General features: G+C 44.7%; 1 protein-coding gene. It reads right to left on the reverse strand.

The window, feature by feature from the left end:
• Nucleotides 1–1,290: F0F1 ATP synthase subunit alpha (gene atpA / locus BQ7314_RS11830; protein WP_174483896.1), on the reverse strand; the 1,290-nt coding region annotated here is incomplete at both ends.

A 1,290-nucleotide genomic window follows, 5' to 3' on the forward strand; every position in this document is an offset into this window, starting at 1 on the left:
TCGCCAGTGTTATTGATATGCGCTATTAACTCTTTATATTCAATATTGGCAAAACTGAGTAACGCAGCTTCAAAGTCCTTGATTTTTTTCAGTTCTATGTCGTCGAGAAAACCTTTCTCCGCAGCAAATATAACTAATCCCATCTCCGCAACAGACAATGGTGCATATTGTTTCTGCTTCATAAGCTCAGTAACACGCATACCATGTTCAAGCTGTTTTCTGGTGGTTTCATCTAGGTCTGATGCAAACTGGGAAAACGCTTGTAATTCACGATATTGAGCCAAAGCCAGACGAATACCGCCACCGAGTTTTTTAATAATCTTCGTTTGGGCAGCACCTCCAACCCGAGATACTGAAATTCCAGCATTCATTGCTGGGCGAATACCAGAGTTAAATAAGTCTGTTTCAAGAAAAATCTGACCATCGGTAATTGAAATAACGTTAGTGGGTACGAAAGCAGAAACATCACCAGCTTGAGTTTCGATGATTGGTAAGGCAGTCAAAGACCCAGTTTTGCCTTTAACAGAACCGTTTGTTAGCTTTTCTACATAATCTGGATTAACTCGGGAAGCCCGCTCCAATAGTCGTGAGTGAAGATAAAACACGTCACCAGGGTAGGCTTCGCGACCTGGAGGGCGGCGCAAAAGCAGGGATATCTGTCGGTAAGCCCAAGCTTGTTTGGTCAAATCGTCATAAATAATCAGTGCATCTTCGCCACGATCACGGAAGTATTCACCCATTGAACACCCAGAAAAAGGTGCAAGAAACTGCATGGCGGCAGGGTCAGAGGCTCCAGCAGCAACAACAATAGTGTGTTTCATTGCCCCGTGCTCTTCTAATTTACGCACAACTCCAGCTATAGACGATTTCTTTTGTCCAATAGCAACATATATACACTTGATTCCAGAGTCTTTTTGGTTAATGATTGCGTCAATTGCCAAAGCAGTCTTCCCTGTCTGTCGGTCACCGATAATCAACTCTCGTTGACCTCTGCCAATGGGCACCATTGTATCAACTGACTTATAACCAGTTTGAACAGGCTCATCAACGGATTGACGGGCAATTACACCGGGCGCCACTTTCTCTATAGGGGATGTTTCTCCTTTTTCAATTGGGCCCTTACCATCAATAGCTACCCCCAGAGAGTCCACTACACGCCCAAGCATTTGAGGGCCAACAGGAACTTCTAGTATGCGGCCTGTGCACTGCACTTTTTGCCCTTCAGCCAGTTGTTCATAGTTTCCTAGTACGACTGCGCCAACAGAGTCACGCTCTAAATTTAGGGCCATA

The organism is methanotrophic endosymbiont of Bathymodiolus puteoserpentis (Logatchev), assembly GCF_900128525.1.
GTDB lineage: Bacteria > Pseudomonadota > Gammaproteobacteria > Methylococcales > Methylomonadaceae > Methyloprofundus.